The sequence below is a fragment of the Agrobacterium sp. CFBP2214 genome (assembly GCF_030209895.1).
Lineage (GTDB): Bacteria > Pseudomonadota > Alphaproteobacteria > Rhizobiales > Rhizobiaceae > Agrobacterium > Agrobacterium radiobacter.
Genome location: NZ_JARVRC010000001.1, coordinates 473105 through 490733, shown reverse-complemented (window position 1 = coordinate 490733; position 17629 = coordinate 473105). Strand labels below are relative to the sequence as shown.

Sequence of the window (17629 nt, the reverse complement as noted above, 5' to 3'; positions counted from 1 at the left end):
CCGGAACGCCGGTTGTCGACCAACGAACAGGATGAACGCCCATGTCCGCCGATTCCCGCATTCAGGCCATCACCGCCCGCATCGTCGAACGTTCCAAGCCCTACCGCGAGACCTATCTCGAGCGGCTGCGGCTGCAGGTTTCAAAAGGCGTTCACCGTTCCGTTCTGTCCTGCGGCAATCTCGCGCATGGATTTGCCGTCTGTTCCCCCGCCGACAAGGACATCCTTGCCGGCGACCGGGTTCCCAATCTCGGCATCATCACCGCCTATAACGACATGCTTTCGGCGCATCAGCCCTATGAGACCTTCCCGGCGATCATCCGCGATGCGGCAAAAGAAGCGGGCGGCATAGCACAGGTGGCGGGCGCGGTTCCCGCCATGTGCGACGGTGTAACCCAGGGCCAGCCCGGCATGGAGCTTTCGCTGTTTTCCCGCGACGCTATCGCCATGGCGGCCGGCATCGGCCTGTCGCACAACATGTTCGACGCCGCCGTCTATCTCGGCGTCTGCGACAAGATCGTGCCCGGCCTCGTCATTGCCGCACTCGCCTTCGGTCACCTGCCCGCCGTCTTCGTTCCTGCCGGCCCGATGACATCGGGCCTGCCGAATGACGAGAAGTCGCGCATTCGCCAGCTTTATGCCGAAGGCAAGGTCGGCCGCGCCGAGCTGCTGGAAGCGGAATCCAAATCCTATCACGGTCCCGGCACCTGCACCTTCTACGGCACCGCCAACTCCAACCAGATGCTGATGGAGATCATGGGTTTCCATATGCCCGGCTCTTCCTTCGTCAATCCCGGCACGCCGCTGCGTGATGCGCTGACGCGTGAGGCCACGAAGCGCGCGCTGGCGATTACCGCGCAGGGCAATGAATTTACCCCGGCCGGCGAAATGATCGATGAAAGATCGGTCGTCAACGGCGTCGTTGGCCTGCATGCGACGGGTGGTTCCACCAACCACACCATGCACCTGATCGCCATGGCGCGCGCCGCCGGCATCATCCTTACCTGGCAGGATATTTCCGATCTCTCGGACATCGTGCCGCTGCTCGCCCGCGTTTACCCCAACGGTCTTGCCGATGTGAACCATTTCCACGCCGCCGGCGGCATGGGTTTCCTCATCAAGCAGCTTCTGAAACAGGGCTTCGTGCATGACGATGTGCGCACCGTCTTCGGACAGGGGCTCGAGGCTTACACCGTGGATGCCATGCTTGATGAGAAGGGCGCAGTTGTCCGCCAGCCCTCCCCCGAGCAGAGCCATGATCCGAAGGTTCTCTCCAGCGTCGAAACACCGTTCCAGCCGACGGGCGGCCTGAAGATGCTGACTGGCAATCTCGGCAAATCGGTCATCAAGATTTCCGCCGTCAAACCGGAGCGCCACATCATCGAGGCACCGGCGATCGTCTTTAACGATCAGCAGGAGCTTCAGGACGCGTTCAAGGATGGCAAGCTCAACCGCGACTTCATTGCGGTCGTCCGCTTCCAGGGCCCGAAGGCCAACGGCATGCCGGAACTGCACCGCCTGACGCCGCCGCTTGGCGTGCTGCAGGATCGCGGCTTCAAGGTGGCGCTGGTGACCGATGGGCGCATGTCCGGCGCCTCCGGCAAGGTGCCGGCGGCCATCCACGTTACGCCTGAGGCTTCCGATTGCGGGCCGATCTCGCTCATCCGCGACGGCGACATCATCCGTCTCGACGCCATTTCCGGCTCGCTCGAGGTGCTGGTTTCCGCCGCCGAGCTGGCAAAACGCGAACCGGCGCGCGCCGACCTCTCCGGCAATGAATGGGGCATGGGCCGCGAACTTTTCGCCCCCTTCCGCCGCAATGCCGGCCCGGCCGATCAGGGCGCCAGCGTCCTCTTCCATTGATTTCGGGGAGGCGAAGGCCGGATGCGGCTTTCGCCTTTCAACCCTACTTTACGGTGTCACCGGGATGCCGCCAGAAACCACTTTATTTCCCACATCTTAAACGTCAGACTTGTCATGCGACTGTGATGATCGCCCTATAGGGCCTTCTCCAGCCAGCCGTGGGACGACGGCGCAGTTTCGGATGATGGGGCCTGACATGACGATTTTCTCAAGCAAACGCCGCGATGTGCTGAAGCTTATGGCCGGCACCGCCATGCTGCCGCTGATGGTGGCGGCAACGTCTGTCATGGCGCAGGACGTGGCCCTGCGTGCAATCGTCATCTCCGACCTGCATTCGGCCTATGAGCGCATCGGCCAGCTTCTTGCGGCCATCGAAATGCGCATCGCTGCCGACAAGGCGCCCCACATCATCCTGCTGAATGGCGACCTTTTTGAGCTCGGCAACGCGGTAGCCACACGTTCGGCCGGCGAAATCGAATGGACCTTCCTCACGGCGCTCGCCAAGCTCGCTCCCACGGTCATCAATATCGGCAATCATGAGCCCGATATCGACAATGACCTTGCCAATTTCGTCAGCCGCGCCCGTGCGCTCGGCATCACCGTGCTTTCCAACATCATCGACAAGCGCAGCGGCAAACCCTATGCGCCCGAAAGTGCCGAGATGAGCGTTGGCGAGCGGAAGGTCATCCTCACGGGTCTCGCCACCAATGCGATCAACACCTACCCGAAGGCCACGCGCGAAATGCTCGACATTCCGCAGCCTGTCGAGTGGGCCAAGGCCAATCTTCCCGGTATCGTCAAACCGGACGCGATCAACATCGTTCTCAGCCATGCCGGCGTCGTCGCAGACCGCGATATCCTGCCGCTGCTGCCGGATAGCACCCTGCTTGTCGGCGGCCATGACCATCTGAACTTCGTGCATGAACAGGGTGCTACCCGCTATGTCCACACCGGCTCATGGTGCACCTCCATGACGGTGGCGACCTTTGCGGCTCCCGGCAAGGCTGCGGCCATCGAGACGATCGCCATCGATCGCGGCGCTCTCGCATCCCCTGCCCTCAAGGCCCTGATCGAGCAGACGCTTGAAAAGCACCTGACGGCGGAAGAACGGGAAGTTGTCGGCAAATCGGCGAAGGCGATGACCGTCGACGAGGCGGGCCGCCATGTGGCGCAGCTTATCGCCGCAAAAACCGGCGCAGATGTCGGTTTCGTCGGCCACACCTCCTTCGGCGCGGGCCTACCTGAGGGCGATATTCGCCGTTATGATTTCAACGCTTCGCTGCGTTTCGACGGCAAGCTGATGGTGACGGAAGTGGATGGCGAGGCGCTTGAGCAAATCCTCAAACGATGCAACCAGGATGGCGACATTCCGCTCGCCGCACGTACCGGCGACTATCTCTACGCCATGCCGGAAAAGCCCGGGAAGAAAGAGCGCTACAAGCTGGTCTGCAACGACTGGTCCGCGACCAACCAGAAATCCTATTTCGGGCGCGGTGACCTTACCTTCACCGAGGTGCCCGATGTGAAGCTGAAGCAGACGGCTCTGGGCGGGCTTTCTTAAGGCCGCAGATCATCAGGTCTCAGAACGACCTGATATCGAGCTTCCGGTCCCTGTGTGCCGGATGTGTGCTGAACACGAAAATGCGGTCCAGTTCCTTCTGCGTCAGCATGCGCAGGAAGCGGACATGGATCGTGTTGTTGGCGTTGACACGCAACATCACGCAGCCGATCTTGGTGATGCGGGCGTCGGGAATATCGAGATAGAACTGGTTCGGCAGGTTATATTTCGTCAGCAGCGCCAGCACCGCTTCCGTCTGGGAGATGCGGATGACATCGCAACGGCGCGCCGCCATGTGCATCACGGCCTTTTCGGTATATTCGATGCGTGCGGCGTTCATGGTATCTTCCATGCGGAACCGGTTTTCGCGGTCATACATGAAGGATTCTTCCTTGCTCAGGTAATGGTTCCTGATGACACCCGTACCGCTCTGCACGCCCAGACTCCCATGCTCAGTCAATGGACCGAGACTAGGCCATAGTCTTTAACAATTCATATCAGCGCAGGCTTAAACAGACCGGAAGCGGGACATTTCCGACATTTTTCCACAGCCGTAAAAAGCTCAAAAAAACCCGGAACGAGGACGTTCCGGGGGATGTTTTTGAGGTCGATGGCAATTAGACGCGGTAGGTCTTGCCCTCGGCATTAAAGAGGTGAAGCTTTTCCTGCGGAGCGGCGAAACGCAGGGTTTGCCCCTTGGCGACCGAGACAATGCCCGGCGCCTTGACGATGATGGGCTCCTGACCCTTGGGTGCTTCGAGATAAAGCAGGGTCACTTCACCGAGAGCCTCGACGATCGATACTTTCCCTTCGAAAAGATAATCATCGCCGGTGACGATGCTCAGATCTTCCGGCCGCACGCCAAAGCTGGCGGACTTGCCCCGCTCGGTGGCGGGGGTCGGAACATTGACGGCGAGCGTCTTGCCACCCGCCAGTTCGATCGACGTCCGCTCCCCGGTCCCGACAATCTTCCCAGCGATGATGTTCATGGCGGGCGAGCCGATGAAGCGCGCCACGAAAAGGTTGGCCGGGTTTTCATAAAGTTCGAGCGGCGGGCCGACCTGTTCCACACGACCCGCATTCAAAACGACGATACGGTCGGCCAGCGTCATCGCCTCCACCTGATCGTGGGTGACGTAGATCATCGTCGTGTCTGCCATCTGCTCATTGAGCTTGGCGATCTCGATGCGGGTTGCAACGCGAAGTGCGGCATCGAGGTTCGACAGGGGTTCGTCGAACAGGAACACCTTGGGATTGCGGCAAATGGCACGGCCGATGGCGACGCGCTGGCGCTGGCCGCCAGAAAGAGCCTTGGGCAAACGCTCCAGATATTGCGTCAGCTGCAGGATTTCGGCAGCGGCGCGGACGCGGCGGTCGATCTCCTGCTTGTTTTCCTTGGCGATCTTCATGCCGAAGGCCATGTTGTCGTAAACAGTCATATGCGGATAAAGCGCATAGGACTGGAACACCATGGCAATGCCGCGACGCGAGGGCGGGATTTCATTGACCAGCTGGCCGTCGATGAACATTTCGCCGCCGGTGATTTCCTCCAGACCCGCAATCATGCGCAGCAACGTCGATTTCCCGCAGCCGGACGGCCCGACGAAAACGATGAATTCGCCCTGTTCGATCTCCAGATCGATGCCGTGCAGGACTTTTACCTGCCCGTATGATTTGCGGATATCCTTGAGAACGAGACTTGTCATGGGTTGTTCCTCCCTGCTCTATCAGGCGTAACGGGCGAAGAAAGCGCCCCATGCCGGAAGTTCTACGCTTCTGCCGTCCACACCGCTTGCAAAGCCGTGGCCTTCGAGAACCTCCCAGTTCCCTTCCGGCAACGTCGCCTTTGCTGACGTCGCGGACAGATTGAAGAGGCACAGAACGGTTTCGTTGCCGAGCGTGCGGGTGTAGCTCAGCACATCGCCCTCCACTGGCTGGAATTCGATGCCGCCCTTGGCAAAAGCGGGATGCTTTTTGCGGAAAGAAAGGAAGCGGCGGTAGTGCTCCAGCACGGATGCCTCATTGCCCTGCTGGGCGCTGACGGCGCGCTGCTTGTGTTCGGCCGGAATGGGCAGCCAGGTCTTGTCCGAGGTCGAGAAGCCGGCCTGCGCATGGCCCGCATCCCATACCATCGGCGTGCGACAACCGTCGCGGCCCTTAAATTCCGGCCAGAACTGGATGCCGTAGGGGTCCTGCAAATCCTCAAAAGCAATATCGGCTTCAGTAAGGCCCAGCTCTTCACCCTCATAGATGCAGACGGAGCCGCGCTGCGTCATCAACAACGCCGAGAGCACCTTGGCGAAAGCATCCTTATCCTCGACATGCTCGCCCCAGCGGCTGACATGGCGAACGACATCGTGATTGGAGAAAGCCCAGCAGGCCCAGCCTTCCGGTGCAGCCCTGGCAAAATCCGCCTGCACATCGGCGACACGCTGTGGCGTGAGCGCATCCGGCGCCAGGAATTCGAAGGCGTAGCACATCTGCATCTTGTCGTCGCCGGAGGTGTATTCACCGACGATTTCGAGCCCGCGCTGGCTGTCGCCCACTTCGCCGACAGCGGCGATATCCGGAAACTCGTCCAGCACGGCACGGAAGCGTTTCAGGAAGGCGATATTTTCGGGGCGGTTCTTGTCGTAGAGGTGTTCCTGGAAGTTGTAGGGATTGACCGCAGGTGCCGTGGAGGCGTTGCGGCGCTCCGGCGCCAGCGCCGGGTTGTCGCGCAATTCCAGATCATGGAAATAGAAGTTGATCGTGTCGAGGCGGAAACCATCGACGCCGCGCTTCAGCCAGAAGCGGGTGGCATTCAGCAGTTCTTCCTGCACTTCCGGATTATGCAGGTTGAGGTCGGGCTGCGAGGTCAGGAAGTTGTGCATGTAATATTGCATGCGGGTCGGATCCCACTGCCAGCCGGAGCCGCCGAAGATCGACAGCCAGTTGTTGGGCGGCGTGCCATCCGGCTTGCTGTCCGACCAGACATACCAGTCCGATTTCGGATTGTTGCGGCTGGCGCGGCTTTCCACGAACCATGGATGCTGGTCCGAGGTATGCGACATGACGAGATCGATCATCACGCGGACGCCGAGACGGTGGGCTTCCGCGATCAGCCCGTCGAAATCGGCCAGTGTGCCGAACATCGGATCGACATCGACATAGTTCGAGACGTCGTAACCGAAGTCCTTCATCGGCGAGGTAAAGAAGGGCGAAATCCAGATGGCATCGGCACCGAGACCGGCAATATGCGCCAGCCGGTCGGTGATGCCCTTGAGATCGCCGATGCCATCGCCATTGGAATCCTGATAGGAGCGCGGATAAATCTGGTAGATCACAGCGCCGCGCCACCAATCCTTGTTGGGCGTCAAAGCGGAAGTCACCGGAGCGGTCATAGTCTCATCCTGTTTGGTATGGGCGTTCATGGAATTATCAGCCTCCCTTAACGGAGCCGGCGAGCAGGCCACGCACGAGATAACGTTGAAGGGCGAAGAAGACGCCAAGCGGCACAACGATGGTGACGAAGGCCGAGGCAGTAAGGATTTCCCAGTTGCCGCCGCGCGAACCGAGCAGCGCGTTCAAGGCACCGGTCAGCACCAGCTCGTCCTTCTGCGTACCGAGGAAAACCATGGCGACGAGAAGGTCGTTCCAGGTCCACAGGAACTGGAAGATGGCGAAGGAGGCGAGTGCGGGAAATGACAGCGGCAGGATGATCTTGACGAAGATTTCGAAGTCGCTCGCGCCATCAACACGCGCGCTTTCGATGATCTCTTTCGGCAGGCCGGAAATGTAGTTGCGCAACAGGTAGATGGCGAGCGGCAGACCGAAGGCGGTGTGCGCCAGCCAGATGCCGGCATAGGTCTTGGACGGTACGCCGAAGATATTGCCGATTTCGTTGTAGAGTTTCAGGAGCGGTATCAGCGACATCTGCAATGGTACGACGATCAGGCCCACCACCATCGCAATCAGAAAATTGCGGCCGGAAAAGCTCATCCATGACAGCCCATAGGCGGCAAAGGCAGCGATGAGAATGGGGATAACGGTCGCAGGCACGGCCACCGTCAACGAGTTGACAAAGGACTGGCCGATGCCTTCCGAGGTCAGGACCGTTCGATAATTATCGAGCGTGAAGACCGGCGGCGTTCCAACGGAAATATAGACACGCTTGCCACGGGAACCCTCGAAGCTCGAAGCCTTGCTGTATTCATAGGAGCCATCAGCATTGACGAGAAGCGTCTCGCCATCGCCGATATCGGCCGCCTCGCCAGCTTTGAAGGCTCTCGGCTCCTGCACGCGCACGCCGAAGGCGGAGACCTTTCCGCCGGCGCCGTTTTCGAAGACATTGCCTGATATGACATAGCGGCTGCCGTCCTGCTTCTGTACGGAAGCATCAGCGAGACGCACGGCCGCCGTCTGTTCGGAACTGGAGAAGGCCGTCCACCAGCCGGATACGGTGATCTGGTCCTTGTCGCGCAGCGAGCTGACGAGAATGCCGAGCGTGGGCAAAAGCCAGAGAAGCACGACGACGAGGACGCTGGCGTGGACGATGAGGCGCGGCAGGCCGACGCGGCGAAGGCGTTTTACGATATTCATCTCAGCGGCCCTCCATCTCGCGGTTGGCCTGGCGGATGTTCCAGACCATGATCGGGGTCACGGCCGCCATGATGATGAGTGCTATGACCGCACTTCGGCCACTGTCGCCGCCACCACGGAACATCCAGTCGAACATGAGATTGGCGAGAACCATGGTGTTCCACTGGCCGTTGGTCATGGTCAGCACGATGTCGAAAACCTTGAGCACGAGAATGGTGATCGTGGTCCAGACAACGGCGATGGTGCCCCAGATTTGCGGAACCATGATCTTCCAGAAAATCTGCCAGCCATTGGCGCCATCGATGACCGCCGCCTCAATGGTCTCCTCGGGAATGCCCCGCAGCGCCGCCGACAGGATGACCATGGCGAAACCAGTCTGAATCCAGATGAGGATGACCATCAGGAAGAAGTTGTTCCAGAACGGCATGGAAATCCACACCTCCGGGCTACCGCCAAAGAACTCGACGACCGCGTTCAAAAGGCCGATCTGCACCTGACCTTCGGCGCGATATTCATAGATGAACTTCCAGATGACGGAGGCACCGACGAAAGAGATCGCCATCGGCATGAAGACGATGGATTTGGCGATATTGCCCCACCAGATGCGGTCGGTCATGACGGCGATGACGAGGCCGAAGAAGGTGCAGGCGGCCGGCACGACGGCCAGCCAGAGAATATTGTTGAAGATCGACTGGCGGAAACCGGCGTCAAAAAACGCCCAGCGATAATTGGCGAGACCGACGAATTCGCTGCCTGTGCGGTCATAAAAGGACAGGATCAGCGTCGCGATAACGGGATAGACCAGATAAACGAGCAGAAGGATCAGCGCCGGGCCGATGAACAGCCACGGCCGGACGGCGGCGCGGCGGTTGAGGTTGCGGGAGGCATGAATGACGTCTCCCGAGCGGACGGGAAAGATTGCCTGCAGCGCCTTGTCGGATAGCCAGTAATAGGCAGCGCAGGCGAAAACACCTGCTACCATGACGCCGATGGCAGACACGAGTTGTTGAGCCATGTTCCCTCCCTTGATCCTCTCCGCGCCGCGCTGATTTATACGGTCGTCGGGCCGTTCCGTTGGTAAGGCCCGGCAGCGAGCCGCCGGGCCTTTTTACCGCAGATCCTGATCGGAAAACCGCAGAACACTTTTCCGGAATCTGTTCGGCCGATTGTTACTTCAGGCCGTCCCAGGCCTTCTGGATATCGGAAGCGACCTGATCGGCGGACTTGCCGCCGACGAAATCGATCATGCCGGTCCAGAATGCGCCGGCGCCGATCTTGCCGGGCATCAGGTCGGAACCGTCGAAACCGAAGCTTGTCGCGGTCGTCAGGATTTCGCCCTGGCGCTTCATCTGCTCGTTGGCATAAGTCTCGACATTCACGCCCTTATACGGCGTCAGGAAGCTGGACTGCGCCATCCACACTTCGTGCGCGATCGGGGTCTGCAGGAATTCGACGAACGCCTTGGCGGCCGGTGCTTCCTTGGTGATGGTGACGAGCGTGCCGGCGCCGAGAACCGGCTTGCCGAGTTCAGGCTTGGACGCGTAGGTCGGCATGTAGAAGAAATCCGCATCCGTCCCCACCTTGGTGCCCTCAGGGAAGAAGGACGGAATGAACGACGCCTGATGGTGCAGGTAGCACTTCGGCGGAATGTCGAAGAGGCCCTTCGGGCTGTCGCGGAAGTCGGTGGAGGCCACGGCCGCAACACCGCCGCTCACATATTTTTCGTTCTTGGCGAATTTGCCGAACTCGTTGATCGCCTCGACCACGGCCGGATCGGTGAATTTGACCTCGTTCGTCGTCCATTTCTGGTAGACATCGAGCGGCTGCGTGCGCAGCATCAGGTCTTCCACCCAGTCGGTTGCCGGCCAGCCGGTCGCGCCGCCAGAACCGAGACCGATACACCAGGGCGTGCCGCCATCGGCAACGATCTGGTCCGTGAGCTTGAGCAGGTCTTCCATGCTCTCGGGCACCTTATAGCCCGCTTCCTCGAAGTTCTCAGGCACATACCAGACGAGCGACTTAACATCCGCCTTGAAGGGGAAAGCGAAATAGGCCTTGTTGCCGTCCTTGCCCTTGTAGCTGCCGAGGTCGACCCAGGACTGGCCCGCACCGTAATTTTCCTTGACCCAGCTGGCGGTCACATCGCCGAGCGGCACGAGGAAGCCCTTGGCGGCGAGATCGGCCAGAAGGCCGGGCTGCGGCAAAATGGCGATATTGGGCGGCGAACCTGCCTGCGTATCGATGACGATCTGCTGCTCGTAGTTTTCCGACGAGGAATAACGGACATTCACGCCGGTCGCGTCAGCGAAATAGGCGAGCACCGACTGGAACAGGGCCTCGTCCTCACCACGCCACGGGCCGAAAATCGTCAGCGTCTGGCCCTTCAGGTCGGCATGGGCCGCCTTGAAGTCTTCGTAGCTTTTCCAGTTGAACTTGGCGTCCCCGCCGGGTGCAAATTTCAGGTCGGCGGCAAAGGCCGCACCGGACAGCAATGCCATGACAGCAGCCGTCGCCAAAAGAGTCTTCCGCATGTGATTTACCTCCCATCACATAAAAGGCTCAAAGCGTCCTCTCTAATCAAAGCGCTTTGGCTGCCTATTCATCTCATTGTCATTAAGACAGAGTCAAGAGGCTCTTTATTCGGAAACGTTGCAGCACCTTATGAATAGTCATATTTAATTAGGAAGGCGGCTATCCTTTTCGATTGAGAAATGCGGTGGAGGCTGGTAAAAATCTAAAGCGCTTTGGGAATTGAGGAGCGGCTTTGCCGTATTCTCGGGCGCGCGCATGGAGGAATGACAGACATGAACCTGAAACAGTTGTCGCAACTGCTGGGCATTTCGCAGACGACCATCAGCAGGGCGCTCAACGGCTATCCGGAAGTCAGCGCCGAAACGCGCCGCCGCGTGATGGAGGCTGCCGAAAAGACGGGATATCGCCCGAATGCAGCGGCGCAACGGCTGGCGACAGGCAAGGTTGGCTCCATCGGACTTGTGATGCCGATTGGCGAGCATCATCGTTCGGATGTGCATTTCGGCGAATTCCTGAGCGGCCTCGGTGAGGAAGCGTCGCGCAGCGGCTTTCATCTCGTCATCATGCCGACGGAGCCGGAAAAGGAGCGCGAAGCGCTGCGGGGTCTGGCGGCCAGCGGCAGCGTCGACGGCATCTATCTCGCCTATATGAAGAACAATGATCCACGCATCGCCATGATGCAGTCGCTCTCCCTGCCCTTCCTCGTGCATGGCCGCTCCATCGGCGTGGAGGAGGACTATCCCTATCTCGACGTGGACAATGAGGGCGCCTTCCGCGATGCGACCCAGCTTCTCCTCCAACTCGGCCATACGCGCATCGGGCTGCTGAACGGCCCGGCGGGTTATGATTTCACCTTCCGCCGCTGTCTCGGGGTGGAAAAGGCGATGGCGGCAAATGGTCTGGCATTGCATGCGGAAAATGTAAGGCACGGCAGCATGACCGACGAGGAAGGTTATCTCGGCATGGAGGCGCTGCTGTCACGCCCGGAAAAACCGACCGCCATCCTCTGCGCCAGTACCGCGCTCGCGCTCGGCGCGATCCGCTCGCTCAATCAGCGGGGCTTAAAACCCGGCAAGGATATTTCGCTGATCGCCCATGACGACGTGCTGCCGCTGCTGAAACCCGATAATTTTTCTGTGCCGCTCACCACCACCCGCTCGTCGCTGAGGGCTGCGGGGGTGCGTGTGGGCCAGCGCCTGATCAACCGGATCAAGCTCAACCAGACGGAACCTCATCAGGAACTCTGGAAGGCGGAACTGGTGGTCCGCGCGTCGACGGGGCCGGCTCCGAAAGCGTAGCTGGCCATTTTAAACCGCTTAGAACTTCGGTGCGGTCAAACCCTCTGCGCGATGGGCGGCGATGACGGTGTTGGCCATCAGCATGGCGATTGTCATCGGGCCGACACCGCCGGGAACGGGCGTGATGGCCGCGGCAACGGCGCTTGCTTCATCATAGGCGACATCGCCCACCAGCTTCGACTTGCCTTCACCTTTTTCCGGTGCGGGGATGCGGTTGATGCCGACATCGATGACGGTCGCGCCTGATTTCACCCAGTCGCCCTTCACCATCGCCGCCCGGCCGACCGCCGCGACGAGAATATCGGCCGTCTTGCAGACGGTGGCGAGATCCTTGGTGCGCGAATGCGCCATCGTCACCGTAGCGTTGGCATTCAGCAGCAGCTGGCCCATGGGCTTGCCGAACAGGTTGGAGCGGCCGATGACCACGGCGTTGAGGCCGGAGAGATCATCACCGTGAATGCCGCGCACCAGAAGCATGGCGCCGGCGGGCGTGCAGGAGATGAGGCCGGTGGCGAGATCGCCCGTCGCCAGCTTGCCAGCGTTCAACACGCTCAGGCCATCGACATCCTTTTCGGGCAGGATCGACTGGATGATCTCATCGGAATTAAAGTGTTTCGGCAGCGGCAGCTGCACCAGAATGCCGTGAATGGAGGCATCGGCGTTCAGTTCTCCGACCAGCTTCAGGAGGTCACCCTGCGTGGTTTCTTCAGGCAGCGTGTGCTGGATGGAGTTGAAACCGCATTGCTTGGCCATCTTGCTTTTGGAGTTCACGTAAGCATGGCTGGCCGGATCATTTCCGACGATGACAACCGCGAGACCGGGCTTTACGCCCTTTTCCGCCTCAAGCGCTTCTGCCGATTTGCGGACCGCCTCCGTTACCGAAGCCGCCTTCGCCTTCCCGTCAATCACAACTGCCATGCGTCCTGCTCCTGCTGGGTTACGTAGGCTCCGTATGGTGCCCCCTTCGCAGGAATGCAAGCTAAAATGCGGCGTTTTCAGGCTGTTTTGCGGTAGTCTTCGCGGTGATCGGCGTAATCGGTAAGACGCTCTCTCAGGAACGCCAATTGACGTCGCAATTCCATCAGTTCCTCGGCTTCGGCCTGAGCATGATCGAAGCGCCCGGCAAGGGCTTCCGCCAGGAGCGGAGGAAGCCCGGAGGATACCGGATCAGCAGCCCTGACCGTGCGGCTGCCCATCAGGACCTGCCGCACACGCTCGTCCAGCGGCATATCGTCGTCGTCATTGAAGGCCTCGCCATAATAATCGGCAAAGCTGTCTTCCTCCGGCTCGATGTTACCCTCTGCGGCAAGATCCGGCAGATCTTCAAACACAGCCGGCTCGATCGGTTCGAATTCCGAAACCTGCAGAGACTGGACCGGCGGCTCGACGGAGGATGGAAGTTGCGCGCCGTCTTCGACGATCAATGCGCCCTCTTCTTCTTCGTCATGGCGACGGTAGCTCAGGAGATAGAGACTGCCCAACAGGCCAATTAATGCGCCGCCGCCCGTCAGCATGGCGGCCTGAGTCAGGTCGCGGGTCAATTCTCCCGGTGTTGCCTTCTTGGTCAAACGTGTTTCGACCGCAGGCGTGGCGGATGCGGACAGGTCACGGCGTTCGCTTGCCTCCAGATAGGCATTTCGCGCTGTTTCCACTTCACCCTGTAATCTCGAGAATTCGCCGGAGGCGACACCGAGCTCGCTCAGGCGGTCTAGGTATTTCCTTTGCTCGCCATTGGCGGTCGCGACCTCCTGAACGATGCGCTTTTCATCCGCCCGCAGGCCTTCGAGCAACTGTCGCAATGCTGGGGCGGCAAGTGCCTGTGCCGCGTCCACGGCATTCTGGGCGGCGATGCTGCGGGGATGTTTCGGGCCATAATCGACCGAAACGGCAGCAAGCGCCATGCTGGCGCTCGCATGCTTCTGCCTGACATCCTCAAGCGCCGAAAAAGCCACGCCGGCCGGCAGAGGCTTCACAAAGACATCATTCGGTTTCAGGCCCGAAGCCGCCGTCAAATCAGCCTGGATGGACTGTTGCTGCGGGGTAATTCCGGCAAGCCTGTCGTTTACATCGCGCAGCTGCTGCTCAAGTTGCTGCACCTCGGACATCACGGCATCACCGTGACGCATCTGGAAACCGTTCAGTGCGGCTTCCGCCTCATCGAGCCTTGTCCGCGCCCTCTCCGTCTCGCGCATGGCTGGTGTCATCGTGCCGGCCTTGCCATCCGCGATCACGCGCATCGAAAGATAGTCGGTCAGCCGCATGGCGGTTTCCGGCGTCGCGGCCCTGCCGGTCACGATCAGCGTATTTTCATCCGGTGTCAGTTCCAGCCGGATCGCCTGGCCCACCGCACCGTTCAACGCCTCACGCGCGGACAGCGGACGCGCATCCGCGCCGGTCAGAAGATCGAAAAGCAGGCCAAGCTCACCCTGATTGCGAACGCCGACCATATCGGCGGACTTCAGCTTGAGATCGGCGGTTATACGGTCGAGCCCGGAGGGTGAAAGCAGGGTGCGGCGTGCCATCGCCAGAAAACGGGCCGCGTCGGGGGCATCGTAAGCGGTCTGGGAGACCTCGATCCGGGCCTGCGAAACATAACCGCGAAAGCCGGAATCGATGAGCAGAAGCGGAAGGGCCGCCCCGGCAACGGTGGCGGCGGCGATGCACCCAGACGTCAGGAGCCGCAGCCAATGTCTGCGCCATTGCGATACGGGCGCGGCGACATCATCCTCGTCAGGGCGGATCGCCATCATGTCCGGATTGTCATCAACCATCTGAAGCCGTCTGCCGCCCTCGGTGCCGCCCGCCACGGGCGACTGTCAAAACCTTACGAGAGGTTAAAGGATCGTGGCAAACAAATGGTTAACGCGGCGCTTGCGGACGTTGTCTCAGCTCTTGCCGAGCGCGATGTGCCAGGGTTCGGCGCAGAGGCTGTAGAGCCAGCTCATGTGAAGCTTGCGGAAAATTTCCGGCATGCCGGCCACTTCCGATGACAGGACCTTGAACAGGGGCCCAACCGCGATGGTGACCCGCGCATTCTCGCGACTGACGGTGCGGTGCAGCCATGTCTCCTGGTTTTCCTTCAACATTCCCGCCAGCAGAACATCCACCTTAACGCCCGATGCATCGCGGTTCAGCATGACGAAATCGTGCCAGGGCGCGTGCGCCCGCAACTTGGCGAGAACCTCGCCGATCTGCGCCGCATCATCTCCCGCCACACCGATCCGCTTCGGCACCGCCATATAGGTCAGAAGCGCCATGGTGAAGGCGACGCCGTCGATGGCGGCAGGCAGAGGCTCGCCATTCTCGTTGCGCGCGGCGGCCCTCATTGCCTTGCCCTGCGGCAGAAGCAGGCAGCTTTCCAGAATCTGTCGGTAGGCATTGTCCTTGAGCGAAAGCTTGGCTTTTTCGAGAGTAAGAAAGGACAGCATCGTGTGCCCTTCACAGGCTGAAGCCCTGCCGCTGACCAATTCCAGCGCCCCATTCCAATCGAGATCACAGACGCGCAGTCCGTGGATATTCCGTTGCGATCCCGGCCGCGCGAAACCTGACGCGAAATTCATTGCCAACCCCCAATACCAAACCCATCGCCACCGATCCGAAGCATGGCCTGCGGGATGGTGGTTCATGGGTCTGTTTATACAGGTGCAGGTTGAATTTAGCTTGAAAGCAATCTCTCGAATGCTTGGGGATACGGCAAGAGACAATTAACCAGAAAGATGCTCCGCATCCTGCAGCAGGCCGAAGCCCCTCGCCCCTTGGCCATCAATGACTTGGCGCCGCAGCCGCTTCTTTTCCGACTTCGGCCTTCTCGCCCTCGACGAGCTTGACCGAGCGGGGCGTACCGTTACCGTTCTGCTCGCGAATATCGGCCTTCGACAGATAATCGAGCTGTTCGATCAGCACATCCTCGACCACCTCGTCATCGAGCCTCTTGTTCAGCCCCTCGCGGATGCGCTGCTTGAAGGCTTCGGGATCGAAGGTGGAGATGTTGGCAATGTTGACCATGGAAGAACCCGCGAGCAGCGTGAACAATTCATCGGTCATCAGCTGCGTTGCCGGCAGCTCGATCTTCGCCATCTTGGTCTTGTCGACGCGCAAGGAAATACGGCTAAGGAAATAGCCGTTCACCCCGCCGTCATTGATGACGGGGATCGTGATGCTTTCGCCCTTGACCAGTTGCAGACTGGCTTTTTTCGCCCCCGCCTCATCCGGCGCGGGCGCCGTCGCCAACTGGACGGAGAAATACACCGCGCCGAGCGTGACGGCGCAAACCCAGACGCCGGTGAGAAGAAGCTTCAACATCAGGAGGCAGCGCCGTACATGAACTGTTCCTGCGAATAGGTGCCGTCCGTATCGGCCTCCTGGATCGCGCTCTTCAAGAGGTCCGCAACGGCGCGAACCGCGTTCAGATGCGCCTCGACGCGGCTGGCATTGGTCGCAAGCTTGGACTTGATGCCCTTGACCTGTTCCATATAGCCAGCGGCGATTTCCTCGCGCGGCGTATCGCGGAACAGCATCGTCAGCTCATAAAGGCAACGGCTCTTGTGGGCATTGGAGACCTTGAAGTCGAACTGTGGGTCCTTACCGATATTGTCGTTCTCATTGTCGATGATCATCTCAAGGCGGCCGAGAACGGATTGGATACGGTGGTCGTTCGACATAAGGTCCATGCTTGTCTCCTCGTTAAGGTTTTTCATTCTCAAGCCTCGTCTGTTTTCTCATTGGAAACACCGAGGACCTGCCGCTCGAACTCCGCCACCATCCGAATTGCAGCATTATGGTCTTTTTCATTCATCGATACGTCGGTAATACCTTTGCTTTCGGCCTTCCGCAGCGCATCCTTGTAAGCTTGTTCCGCAATGCCGACGCCGCCATTTCTGGAGATCGTGTCGGCAAACTGTTCGGCCATCATGCTTTTCCAGATCTCGCCGGCATTACCCTTGCCGTAAACTTCCTCGCTGTCTTTCGGCAGCATGTTGGCCACGAAGGTCTGGAGTACCGAGGCTTCATATTTGCGATAGGTTTCCGGGATTTCGGTGCGGGCCGCGCGGATATTGGTGTCGCCGAGGCCAGCCTTCGAGGAAGCGCCATCCAGCATGTCGACCGCGGCGCCAAAACCCTTGCCGGCATCGGCAAGGCTGGTCGCGGCAAAAGCCGCCTTGTTCGCCTTGAGTTTCTCCTGGGCAACCTGAACTTCCTGGGGATCCGCAGCGCGAACCACATCCATCACCAGATCACTTATCACCGATATCGCCACGTCCAGATCTCCCGAGCTGACGAATGGGCGGCACAGAAAGCCGGCACATCCGCTCAATCAAGAAACATCGCCGGAGGCATCCTCAAAAACGCCCGCGATGCAACAATGGGACAGATTATGGATCGCCAACCTTGCTGGAGGCTGGTGTGTGGGAAACATTCGTAATTTCTAACAAATCATAGATTGCATTATCATCGGCCTCGCGATCTTCTAGATCGCGGGCAATATGCATCCTGTCCTCGAGCCTGTCGGCCTTGGTCTTTTCCTTCAGGACCTTGTTTTCCTGAAATTGCTGGACGCCTTCAAGCTGGCGGTCCTGGACAACGAGACGGCCGTAGCGGTCCGAATAATGCTTGGAGAATGTCTGATGCACCGGCTCCATGGAACTCATCGCCTCCAGCACGTTCTCCATGGATTGCGCCACTTCGGTGCGGGTGCGGGTGGTGTCGGCCAGCTCCACCTCGGCCATTTTCTCCATGTGCCGCTGTACCGTTACCAGACGTTTGAGTTTGGCCGAGCGCTTGTCCGAAGCCATGGCGTT

The 17629-nt window shown here is 59.8% G+C and carries 16 protein-coding genes; 3 read left to right on the top strand and 13 right to left on the bottom strand.

Going from position 1 to position 17629, the window contains the following annotated elements; genetic code table 11:
* Positions 1-41: 41 nt before the first annotated feature.
* Both edd and QRN60_RS02400 read left to right on the top strand, forming a co-directional pair.
* Positions 42-1862 carry a phosphogluconate dehydratase gene (gene edd / locus QRN60_RS02405; protein ID WP_020813061.1) on the top strand — a complete coding sequence of 607 codons (1821 nt, stop codon included), beginning with the start codon at positions 42-44 and terminating at the stop codon, positions 1860-1862.
* Between the two features lie 196 nt (positions 1863-2058).
* Positions 2059-3423, top strand: coding sequence for a metallophosphoesterase (locus QRN60_RS02400; protein ID WP_129564606.1), 1365 nt, complete (start codon positions 2059-2061; stop codon positions 3421-3423).
* A gap of 19 nt (positions 3424-3442) precedes the next feature.
* On the opposite strand, the gene QRN60_RS02395 is transcribed toward QRN60_RS02400, so the two are convergent.
* From QRN60_RS02395 to QRN60_RS02370, 6 genes are all read right to left on the bottom strand, one after another.
* Positions 3443-3799 carry a hypothetical protein gene (locus QRN60_RS02395; RefSeq protein WP_034501163.1) on the bottom strand — a complete coding sequence of 119 codons (357 nt, stop codon included), beginning with the start codon at positions 3797-3799 and terminating at the stop codon, positions 3443-3445.
* A 238-nt stretch (positions 3800-4037) separates the two neighbouring features.
* Complete coding sequence (locus tag QRN60_RS02390) at positions 4038-5126, bottom strand: ABC transporter ATP-binding protein (protein WP_129564607.1); 1089 nt, start codon at positions 5124-5126, stop codon at positions 4038-4040.
* Positions 5127-5147: 21 nt separating this feature from the next.
* A complete protein-coding gene (bglA, locus tag QRN60_RS02385; RefSeq protein ID WP_111833813.1) occupies positions 5148-6803 on the bottom strand; it encodes a beta-galactosidase BglA in 1656 nt (551 codons plus the stop codon).
* 37 nt (positions 6804-6840) lie between these two features.
* Positions 6841-8001 carry a carbohydrate ABC transporter permease gene (locus QRN60_RS02380; RefSeq protein WP_129564608.1) on the bottom strand — a complete coding sequence of 387 codons (1161 nt, stop codon included), beginning with the start codon at positions 7999-8001 and terminating at the stop codon, positions 6841-6843.
* Position 8002: 1 nt separating this feature from the next.
* Entirely contained in the window at positions 8003-9016 is a 1014-nt protein-coding gene (locus QRN60_RS02375) for a carbohydrate ABC transporter permease (protein ID WP_111791857.1), read from the bottom strand.
* Between the two features lie 154 nt (positions 9017-9170).
* Entirely contained in the window at positions 9171-10532 is a 1362-nt protein-coding gene (locus tag QRN60_RS02370; protein WP_099085654.1) for an ABC transporter substrate-binding protein, read from the bottom strand.
* Between the two features lie 273 nt (positions 10533-10805).
* Between QRN60_RS02370 and QRN60_RS02365 the strand changes: the two genes are divergently transcribed.
* Complete coding sequence (locus QRN60_RS02365; RefSeq protein ID WP_003503341.1) at positions 10806-11831, top strand: LacI family DNA-binding transcriptional regulator; 1026 nt, start codon at positions 10806-10808, stop codon at positions 11829-11831.
* A gap of 18 nt (positions 11832-11849) precedes the next feature.
* Here QRN60_RS02365 and QRN60_RS02360 read toward each other — a convergent pair whose 3' ends face one another.
* The 7 genes from QRN60_RS02360 to QRN60_RS02330 form a co-directional block, all read right to left on the bottom strand.
* Entirely contained in the window at positions 11850-12749 is a 900-nt protein-coding gene (locus QRN60_RS02360) for a bifunctional methylenetetrahydrofolate dehydrogenase/methenyltetrahydrofolate cyclohydrolase (RefSeq protein ID WP_111791858.1), read from the bottom strand.
* A gap of 77 nt (positions 12750-12826) precedes the next feature.
* Positions 12827-14602, bottom strand: coding sequence for a GumC domain-containing protein (locus QRN60_RS02355; protein WP_129564609.1), 1776 nt, complete (start codon positions 14600-14602; stop codon positions 12827-12829).
* Positions 14603-14716: 114 nt separating this feature from the next.
* The gene (locus QRN60_RS02350) at positions 14717-15391 is read right to left on the bottom strand and encodes a WecB/TagA/CpsF family glycosyltransferase (protein ID WP_129564610.1); all 675 of its coding nucleotides are present in this window, start codon (positions 15389-15391) and stop codon (positions 14717-14719) included.
* Positions 15392-15593: 202 nt separating this feature from the next.
* The gene (locus QRN60_RS02345) at positions 15594-16133 is read right to left on the bottom strand and encodes a flagellar basal body-associated FliL family protein (RefSeq protein ID WP_003503346.1); all 540 of its coding nucleotides are present in this window, start codon (positions 16131-16133) and stop codon (positions 15594-15596) included.
* Entirely contained in the window at positions 16133-16501 is a 369-nt protein-coding gene (locus tag QRN60_RS02340; RefSeq protein ID WP_003503347.1) for a hypothetical protein, read from the bottom strand. Before QRN60_RS02340 ends, QRN60_RS02345 begins: the two co-directional genes overlap by 1 nt.
* Positions 16502-16530: 29 nt before the next feature.
* Positions 16531-17088 carry a rod-binding protein gene (locus QRN60_RS02335; RefSeq protein WP_003503348.1) on the bottom strand — a complete coding sequence of 186 codons (558 nt, stop codon included), beginning with the start codon at positions 17086-17088 and terminating at the stop codon, positions 16531-16533.
* Positions 17089-17203: 115 nt separating this feature from the next.
* Positions 17204-17623 (bottom strand): hypothetical protein, encoded by a 420-nt coding sequence (locus QRN60_RS02330; protein WP_003503349.1) that lies wholly within the window; start codon positions 17621-17623, stop codon positions 17204-17206.
* Positions 17624-17629: the final 6 nt, after the last annotated feature.